Annotated in this window: 10 protein-coding genes; 6 read left to right on the top strand and 4 right to left on the bottom strand. The window is 48.2% G+C overall.

Annotation, left to right across the window (positions count from 1 at the left end):
* Both mobB and mobA read right to left on the bottom strand, forming a co-directional pair.
* Window positions 1-1,126 (bottom strand): conjugal transfer protein MobB (gene mobB / locus B5F38_RS13680; protein WP_087409684.1); only part of this gene is annotated, 1,126 nt, incomplete at its 3' end.
* Window positions 1,116-1,586 (bottom strand): conjugal transfer protein MobA, encoded by a 471-nt coding sequence (mobA, locus tag B5F38_RS13675; protein ID WP_017141823.1) that lies wholly within the window; start codon window positions 1,584-1,586, stop codon window positions 1,116-1,118. The genes mobB and mobA, both read right to left, overlap by 11 nt.
* Window positions 1,587-2,259: 673 nt before the next feature.
* On the opposite strand from mobA, the gene B5F38_RS13670 reads away from it, so the two are divergent.
* The 3 genes from B5F38_RS13670 to B5F38_RS13660 all read left to right on the top strand — a co-directional run bounded on the left by B5F38_RS13670 (window position 2,260) and on the right by B5F38_RS13660 (window position 4,219).
* Window positions 2,260-3,027, top strand: a complete 768-nt coding sequence (locus B5F38_RS13670) for a ParA family protein (RefSeq protein ID WP_087409683.1) — start codon at window positions 2,260-2,262, stop codon at window positions 3,025-3,027.
* Window positions 3,024-3,461, top strand: a complete 438-nt coding sequence (locus B5F38_RS13665; RefSeq protein WP_087409682.1) for a DUF3408 domain-containing protein — start codon at window positions 3,024-3,026, stop codon at window positions 3,459-3,461. The genes B5F38_RS13670 and B5F38_RS13665 overlap by 4 nt, the downstream gene beginning before the upstream one ends.
* A gap of 167 nt (window positions 3,462-3,628) precedes the next feature.
* Complete coding sequence (locus B5F38_RS13660) at window positions 3,629-4,219, top strand: DUF4122 family protein (RefSeq protein WP_241147873.1); 591 nt, start codon at window positions 3,629-3,631, stop codon at window positions 4,217-4,219.
* 153 nt (window positions 4,220-4,372) lie between these two features.
* Here the strand turns inward: B5F38_RS13660 and B5F38_RS13655 are convergent, their stop codons facing one another.
* The gene (locus B5F38_RS13655) at window positions 4,373-4,939 is read right to left on the bottom strand and encodes a DUF4840 domain-containing protein (RefSeq protein ID WP_087409680.1); all 567 of its coding nucleotides are present in this window, start codon (window positions 4,937-4,939) and stop codon (window positions 4,373-4,375) included.
* Window positions 4,940-5,082: 143 nt separating this feature from the next.
* Entirely contained in the window at window positions 5,083-5,976 is an 894-nt protein-coding gene (locus B5F38_RS13650) for a DUF4377 domain-containing protein (protein WP_087409686.1), read from the bottom strand.
* Between the two features lie 396 nt (window positions 5,977-6,372).
* Between B5F38_RS13650 and B5F38_RS13645 the strand changes: the two genes are divergently transcribed.
* The 3 genes from B5F38_RS13645 to B5F38_RS13635 form a co-directional block, all read left to right on the top strand.
* Window positions 6,373-6,669: a DUF4134 domain-containing protein gene (locus B5F38_RS13645; protein WP_087409679.1), complete on the top strand. Its 297-nt coding sequence runs from the start codon at window positions 6,373-6,375 to the stop codon at window positions 6,667-6,669.
* A gap of 2 nt (window positions 6,670-6,671) precedes the next feature.
* On the top strand, window positions 6,672-7,004 hold the full coding sequence (locus tag B5F38_RS13640; RefSeq protein WP_087409678.1) for a DUF4133 domain-containing protein: 333 nt from the start codon (window positions 6,672-6,674) through the stop codon (window positions 7,002-7,004).
* A partial coding sequence (locus B5F38_RS13635) for a TraG family conjugative transposon ATPase (RefSeq protein WP_087409685.1) occupies window positions 7,001-9,254 on the top strand: 2,254 nt, incomplete at its 3' end. The genes B5F38_RS13640 and B5F38_RS13635, both read left to right, overlap by 4 nt.

Raw genomic sequence — 9,254 nt, 5'->3', positions numbered from 1 at the left:
GCTCCATGCTGTCGGAAAGGCTCTCCCGTGTGCCGGCATATTGTCCGGGAGCTTCCTGTTCCGGAAATTCCTGCGGCCTGCTGAAAAGCTGTTCGAAGGCGTTGGCGGAAAATTCCTTGCCCAGACGGGAGCCGTTATATACTTCACGGTTCCTGTGGTCGATGAAAGTCACGCCGTAGATGCGGCCTTCCTCGTTTTCCCTGAACACCACATCGATGTCCTTTTCCCCGAGAAGCCGGATGAAGTCTTCCCGGTTTCCTCTGCAGCCGTGCATGGCCAGTGCGACGGTGTCATGGATTTTCGGCTGCCACTTCCGGTTCCTGAAGTCACGGACATTGACGGCAATCCTTTTTTCTATCCCTTCGTAGCCGAAGCGCTTGCCGATGAGCGAAGATTTGATAGGCGTGCATACCGGTCTGCCCGTATCGTCCGTCAGGGTATAGACGATACCGTTGTAGGGTGAGCCTTCAAATTCTCCCCGAACCTGTTTGGCCTCGATGTTGAAGCATGAGAGCATGGCGCTGAACTCCCCGAATGTCTGGAAGCGGTAGGCGGTAAACACGCTCTTGAGGATATTGCCGACCTGACGTTTCACGTCCCCGTCCCGGTAGTCCGCTTTCTTGAGATACGGTTCCAGCAGTTCGTTCCGCTTGTCAGCCACAGGCTTGAGTCCGAATCTGTTTTCCAGTTCCCGGCAGGCTTTCATCGAACGATTCCATTCGTATGCGTCACTGATTTTCTCGCCGTTCTCCTTCACGCAGGTGGAGACGATATGGACATGCCTGCGGTCGATGTCCTCGTGCAGATAGACGATGTAGGGCTGGTCGCCGTAGCCCATCTTCTGCATGTACTCGCGTGCCAGTTCCGCGAACTGCCCGTCCGTGAGGCGGTCGTCCACCGATGGGTTCAGAGAGATATGCAGTACCGGCTTCTCAGTGTTCCTGTTGGCGGCGAGGTAGCTCTCGAAAGCCCATAGCGTCTGCTGCATGACATTGTGGGGATTTCCGGTGAGGTCGGTAATCATGCGGTGGCCCGCGATGATACGGGCGGTTGCCTCGTCCACTTTACGCTGGTTGTAGATGACCGCCCCGTAGAGCGATACACCCCTGTTGATCTTAGCCACCATTCTGTTGTTCCTCCTTCTTTCTTTTTATAAGGTATTCCTCCTCGAACTCCCTGGTAAGCATGATGATCCGCTTGCTCAGCACCACCAGGTCGATGGTGGCCTTTTCCAGATTGCGGAGCAGGGCGAACGCCCGTTTCTCGCCGAAATTGGACTTGACTGCCTTCACCGTCTGGTTGTAGTTGTTGCCGATGGCCTGGAACTGGTGGTAGAAATTTGTAAGTCTGATGTAGTAGTCCATCGCAGCCTTGTCGATTCTGACGACCTTCATTTCACGTCCGAAAATCATCGCCTTGATGAATCTTGCCCGTTGTTTCATCCCGGATTTTTCAAACAGCAGCTCGAAATTTCCGTTCTCTTCCGAAGTCAGTTTGATACCGTAGCGGAATACTGCCGGGTCGGTCTTCGGTTTTCTGCCCGTGCTTCTTCTTGTTCTTCTTTTACTGTTTTCTTCCATACGCATTGAGATTTTCTGTTGCTGATTTTCCGTTATGGATTTCCGACTTTGGAGGAAATCCCTCCCGAGCCTTCAGGCGAGTGGCAAGTTTGTTTTGGGATGCCCGAATCATTTCGGGCTGCCCAAAACACAACTTGCTATGTTCGCTTGAACATGAATTTGCCTGAAGTCAAATTGAGTTTTGACCTTCAGCCTCATTCTTCGGCTTCGGGATAGCTCCATCCGGCATCCATTCCGTTGTCGGTGGCAAAGTTACTTCGGTATATCCATCTGTAAAACAGCACATTGCATGTAACGAGATGCCATTTAATGACACGGGTCGTCACCGGCCCTAGCTGATGGCATTTATTCGGGAAAATCCCTTTTTATTTGCCATGCGGACGGTTACAACCGGTCTTCTGATAGCGGAATGATGGTCATATTATCCGATGATTCCGGTAACGGTCGGGATGATGGAAGCAATATCGGACGAGACCGTTGACGGATTGTCATGACCAACAGACCGACCGCAGATGGAAACAATGTCGGAAAGATGCGGTAACAGTTGCATTAAAGGTTATGACACTGGATGATACCGTTAATGGATGCAGTTTTGGACGGTTGGAAGGAAACGTCTGCGGATTCACAGATAAGTGGATGACACCGATAATTATTCTATAACAATTAAACAGAAAGACTTATGAGTAAAGAAACTTTGTTCGTTGCAATCAGCAACCAGAAAGGAGGGGTCGGGAAATCGGCCCTGTCCGTAGTGCTTGCCAGCTACTTCCATTTCGAGAAGGGGCTGAACGTAGCCATCGTTGACTGTGACTCTCCCCAACACAGTCTCGTGCGTATGAGGGAACGGGATAAAAAAGCCGTTTCCAACAGTGCCTATTACCGGCAACTGATCAAACAGCAGTGGAACCGGGTGCAGAAAAAGGCCTACCCCATTGTAGGCTCCACCGCTGAAAAGGCAAGGGAGGCGGCTGATGAGATTGCGGCAAGAGGAGATTACGACCTCATCTTTGTGGATCTTCCAGGAACGGTCGAGTCCACCGGGGTATTCCGTACGATTGTCAACATGGATTACGTGCTGACTCCCACCATCCCGGACCTGATTGTAATGCAGAGCACGCTGGCATTTGCCACGACCGTGCTTGATCACATCAAGAAGATGGAAAATACCCCGTTGCTCAAGGACATCTTCTTTTTCTGGAACAAATTGAAGAAACGTACCAATGTGGAGATTCTCAAGTCATATTCGGAAGTCATGAGAGAGCTGCATCTGACAGTCCTTGACAGCACGCTTCCTGACCTGTGCCGTTATGAAAAGGAGATTACCCATGCCAAGCGTGCCTTTTTCCGTTGCACGCTGATGCCACCTCCGGCCAGGCAACTGGAAGGCAGCGGAGTGGTAGAACTTGCGGAAGAGCTTATGGTCAAACTTAAACTCGGACAGTCATGAAAAAGAAAATCGTAGAAGTGGACGAAGATGTCCTGAAGGATATCATCGTCGGCGACATACCTGTTTTCGGGAAGGATAGACCCGCCCCGGAAGAAAAGGCCGTAGAACGGCAAGAAGCGAAAAGCCCTGCCTCAACCGTACCGGCAGATACTCCAGCGGAAAAGCCCGTCCTGGAGAGGCCCAAGAGGAAAAAAGATGAGTCCTGCGGATACCGGGAAAGGTTTCTGGTCAACATACCTGCATCAAACCGCTCCCATGTCTATATCAACCGGGAGGTAGCTGAGTGCATCAAACGGGTATTGCCTGTCATCGCTCCAGAGATGAGCATATCCGGCTTTATCAGCAATATCCTCGTGGACCACCTGCAGAAGCATTGGGACGAAATCACCGACCTGTATAACAAAGAGTATTATAAACCCCTAAAACCATTTTGACTATGATTCCCCTACTCTATTTTACGATAAAGGCCGTATGTGCAATTTATGTACTGTACCAGGTGTGGAAATTCATTTTTCGCCGGCGTATGTATGGAATATGGGACCACCTATTCAGAGTGATACGGATTGCCCGCGTCAGATTGTGGAAATACCGCAAACGACGAATGGAACAAACTGAGCGTCGGGCTCGCAGAAAGGCCAAATATAAAAAGCCGGAAACAAGTACAGCCAAAGAAAAATCGGGAACGGCTATACCCTCATCTCCTTCCGAAAACGATGATGTAATCGGCAAAACAAAGATTGTCTATCTGGAAGATCCGAAAACGACGACACAGATTCCTACCCGTTCCGAACCTATGGAGAAAGTTCCTTTAGAGGAAGACAAGGATATTGGTACCGATGATGTGGCGCAAGAGAACAAGGGGCTGACGGAAGAGGACCGGGCGGAGCTGATGGCTCCAGTAGATACCGAACCCGACCCGGATTTCAACACGGCATTGACAATCGAGGAAATAAACAACGTGGCTGAGGTCCTTACCTCCGGGACTACGGACGAACAGAAAGCCCGACGGGCCGCAAAAACTATCCATTACAAACTGAGTGAGACGGAGATACTGACCTTCCTGACCAACAAGCTGAGCAATCTGGATAAGGTAAACAACCTGCTTGACAAGTATTTGGGTGACCAACCGGGTTCCTCAGGGAGAACAGACCGTAAGGAAGAAGAGCCTTTCGATATAGATAAGTATGCGTGATTAGTAGTTCAAACCAACCAGATTTCAACGGTCAGACCGTTGAAGTCTGGTTGAATGTAAGTACCCCATGTCAGTAAGTTATTTCCCGTTTTTCATAATATTCTATTTTGAAGTTTATAGTTCTGAATTCGTGCGACTTTTTACTATTAATTATTATTCATATTCCCCTTCGAAATGATAAACAAGGCGAGGAAAGTCATCATATTTCTTTCCGTTCACCCATAATTCCAAAGGTGACATATTAAAACTCATAGAGTTCATATAAGTCATTGCATCACCACCATAATTCATGGAAAACACAATCCGAATGTCATCAAACATATCGTGTTCATCTGAGATATTGACATCTTTTGGATGCAATACGAAGTGAATGACACCTGAATCCCATTGTAAAAATTCATATCCGGCCATAACTGACACTTCACCTATTTCTCGCAAACGTTCTGCAATAGTTTCGTCTGAAATCAATTCCGATAGGGGCAGTAATGAGATATTGAATTTGAGTGAATCGCGTGAAACAGCTGTTGCATTCTGAAGTTCCTGTATATTTGAACCTTGATAATAGGCTATTTGTACAGAGCCGTGATAAGTTCCTTTCAGGTCGAATAGCATCTGTTGTATTTCTTCTTTAGAAAATCCATCTTCCTCTTTATTACAACACATAAATGTGAATGTAAAAAGGAACAGCATCAGAATACCAAATAGATTCTTAGTTTTCATATTACTTTAATTCAATAGTTTATAATTCTGCATTTACTTTTATTTTCCCTATTGTTTTCTATTTGTCACGTACTCGGCAAAGTTCCTGGTTTGATTTTCCTTTGCATATACCACCGACAAGTAACACAGCCGGAGGTTATATTTTAGTTGATGCCAACAGTATAAGAAACCACAACCGTTTTTACTCCAGCTTCTGGATATTTGTTTTTATAATATTCAGTAAGGTCTTTATATAGATACACTGTATTGGGGGCAGGATTGAAAGATTTTGATTTGGTTGTACGTCCCACAAATACATCAAATGAAGGATAGTTTGTTTCGTTTCCTTCTTCGTCTAAGAATGACCACCCCATCATAGATCCGTTAACATGCCCTTCCAGAGGTAGTAATTTATAGGATTCTGGCATTTCCCCCGGATCTTTGTTTTCGCTTTTTATAATGCACGGTCCCAGTGTGTTTTCATCATCTTTTATTGCAATCCATCTGAGTAAATCATCCCCACCGCTGTACACCAAATAATGATAATCCAAGGGAATGATGGAGTTCTCTTTCAAATCTGTTTCAATTACTTCTTTCTTATCGGCTTCAACAGCATATTTATATTTAGGTAAAACACGCTCTTCATAAAACCATTCAGGTATAAAATGCGAGGGCATGTTTTCTGAATTTTTTTCTTCTTTTGACAGGACGTCAAGCAAATCATATTCCGTCCAGGCAGGTTGTCCCATGCTGTGATCCAAATAACTTGTTTCACTGATTTTTATTTTATACTCATATCCCCTTTCAAACTCAAATCCGTCAATATACCCCATGGCTTCCCAGTCTTCGGTATTTTCTTTTTTTACTACATACACTTCTTTAAGAAAATTATTTCCTTCTGACCACATTACACCAGGCTTCATTTCCGATGCGACAGTTAAAACATACTCTTTGTAGTCCGTTATTTTTCTGCCGGCTTCGTCTTCTTTATCACAACTGATAAAGGTGTATGTAAACAGGAACAGCATGAGTATTCCAACTAAATTCTTTGTCTTCATATCACTTTGGTTTATAGATTCGTAATTATAAAGTTCCAACTAATATTTATCTAAGCACTTCCAAAAATCAAAATACGTCCCTAAATTATCGGATTTCCTTTTAATGACCAAGCGTTTTATACCCTTATTCCTGATTTGTTCACAGTGTTTTCTGTAATTCGCGTCTATATCAGCCGTTGTTCCGGCCATTGGTAATCACATGCCAAGAAGTAGCGAAGATACGGACTACCTATCCCGGAAGAATCAAAAGCTGTTTTTCCGATGCCGAAAACACTTGCCGATGTAACGTAATGACACCCGATGCCACAAGCCGTCACTATTGCAAATCAGCAAATTACAAACCATACATTCGTGGTCGAAATCATTTTTTGTCTCACCAATTAAAAGTTTCGACACATGAAAAAAAAACTCTTTTTTGCAGCCATGGTGCTGCTTGCAACGACAAGGGCTTTCGCCCAGGGTAATGGTATCGGTGGTATCACTGAAGCCACCAACATGGTCACTTCCTATTTCGATCCGGGGACTAAACTGATTTATGCCATCGGAGCCGTGGTCGGCCTTATCGGGGGCGTGAAGGTCTATTCCAAGTTTTCCTCGGGAGATCCCGACACTTCGAAGACGGCAGCCAGCTGGTTCGGCGCCTGTATCTTTTTAATCGTGGCCGCCACCATCTTACGTTCATTCTTCCTCTGATTATGGCGAAGTATCCTATCAACAAGGGAATCGGCCACAGCCCTGAGTTCAAGGGGCTGAAAAGCCAGTACCTGTTCATCTTCGCCGGCGGCCTGCTTGCCCTGTTCGTTCTGTTTGTCATCATGTACATGGCAGGCATCGACCAGTGGGTATGCATCGGTTTCGGTGTCACCTGCGCCTCGGTGCTTGTCTGGGTGACTTTCCGCCTGAACGCGAAATACGGTGAATGGGGACTGATGAAATTGCAGGCGCTGCGTCGCCATCCCCGCTACATCATCAGCCGGAAGAGTTTCCTCCGGTTGATTTGTCCAACCCCGAAAAAACGAAGCGTATGAGAAATGCAATGAAAGCCGCCACGCTGGAAAGCCGGTTCCCGCTGATGGCCGTCGAACACGGGTGCATCATCAGTAAGGATGCCGACATCACCGTGGCCTACAGGGTGGAGCTGCCGGAAGTGTTCACGCTGACACGCGCCGAATACGAGGCCCTCCATTCCACATGGGCGAAGGCTGTCCGGGTTTTGCCGAATTACAGCATTGTCCACAAGCAGGACATCTTCATCGAGGAGAGCTACAGACCCGACATCTGCCGGGATGACCTGAGTTTCCTCAGCCGCAGCTTTGAACGGCATTTCAACGAGCGGCCGTACCTGAACCATACCTGCTATCTGTTCCTGACCAAGACCACGAAGGAGCACAGCCGCACGACCAGCAGCTTCAATGCCCTTACGCGCGGGTTCATCATCCCCAAGGAGATGCAGGACAAGGATACCGTCGCACGGTTTCTGGAATGCTGCGGGCAGTTCGAACGTATCGTGAACGACAGCGGCTTGGTTCGCATGGTCAGGCTGACGGACGAAGAGATTATCGGTACGGAAACCTCCGCGGGCATTATCGAAAAGTATTTCTCGCTCTCGCAGGAGGAGACGACCAGCCTGCAGGACATCACCCTCGGAGCCGGGGAAATGAAAATCGGTGACAACCTGCTCTGCCTGCATACCCTCTCCGAGACAGAGGATTTGCCGTCATCCGTGGGTACGGACAGCCGTTATGAACGGCTCTCTACGGACCGCAGCGACTGCCGCCTCTCCTTTGCCGCGCCGATAGGGATACTGCTCACATGCAACCATATCGTGAACCAGTATCTCTTCATAGACGATTCGGCGGAGAACCTGAGGAAGTTCGAGCAGACCGCCCGTAACATGCACTCGCTGTCCCGTTACAGCCGTTCCAACCAGATCAACCGTGAATGGATTGAGGAGTATCTGAACGAGGCGCATAGCAAGGGGCTCACTTCCATCCGTGCGCACTGCAACGTCTTTGCATGGAGCGACGATCGCGAGAAACTGAAGCGTATCAAGAATGATGTGGGCAGCCAGATTGCCCTGATGGAGGCCAAACCCCGTCATAACACGGTCGATGTGCCGACGCTTTTCTGGGCGGCCATTCCCGGCAATGCCGGTGATTTTCCGTCTGAGGAAAGTTTCTACACCTTCATCGAGCAGGCCCTGTGCCTGTTCATCGGGGAAACGTCCTACAAGGATTCGCTTTCTCCGTTCGGCATCCGCATGGTGGACCGTCTAACCGGAAAGCCTGTCCATCTGGACATCTCCGATCTGCCGATGAAGAACGGTACGATTACCAACCGCAACAAGTTCATCCTCGGACCTTCGGGCAGCGGAAAGTCATTCTTCACCAACCACATGGTGCGCCAGTATTACGAACAGGGAGCGCATGTACTGCTGGTGGACACGGGCAATTCCTATCAGGGGCTGTGCAGCCTTATCCATGCCCGCACGCATGGCGAGGACGGCATCTATTTCACCTATGAGGAGAGCGATCCGATAGCCTTCAATCCTTTCTACGTGGAGGACGGTGTGTTTGACATCGAAAAGAAGGAGTCCATCAAGACGCTTATCCTTACCCTGTGGAAACGTGACGACGAGCCGCCGACACGTGCCGAGGAGGTGGCACTCTCCAACGCGGTCAATCTCTTTCTGGAGAAGATACGCACGGACAGTACCGTGGTTCCGTCTTTCAACACCTTCTATGAATTCATCCGCGACGAGTATCAGGAAATCCTGAAGACCAAGCGTACACGGGAGAAGGATTTTGACGTGTGGGGATTCCTGAATGTGCTGGAGCCTTATTACAAAGGTGGCGAATACGACTATCTGTTAAACTCCGACAAGCAGCTTGATCTGTTGTCCAAACGCTTCATCGTCTTCGAGTTGGACAATATCAAGGACAACAAGGTACTGTTCCCGATTGTCACCATCATCATCATGGAGACCTTCATCAACAAGATGAGAAAGTTGAAGGGAGTACGCAAAATGATTCTGTTGGAGGAGGCATGGAAGGCCATCAGCAAGGAAGGCATGGCGGAATATCTGAAGTACCTTTTCAAGACCGTCCGAAAGTTTTTCGGAGAGGCTGTTGTCGTTACCCAGGAGGTGGAAGATATCATTTCGTCACCGATTGTCAAGGGAACCATCATCAACAACAGTGACTGCAAGATCTTGTTGGACCAGCGGAAGTATGTCAACAAGTTCGATGAAATCCAGTCCCTGCTGGGCCTGACCGACA

This window comes from Barnesiella sp. An22 (assembly GCF_002159975.1).
GTDB classification, from domain to species: Bacteria; Bacteroidota; Bacteroidia; order Bacteroidales; family Barnesiellaceae; genus Barnesiella; species Barnesiella merdigallinarum.
This window is presented reverse-complemented; position numbering and strand designations above follow the sequence as displayed.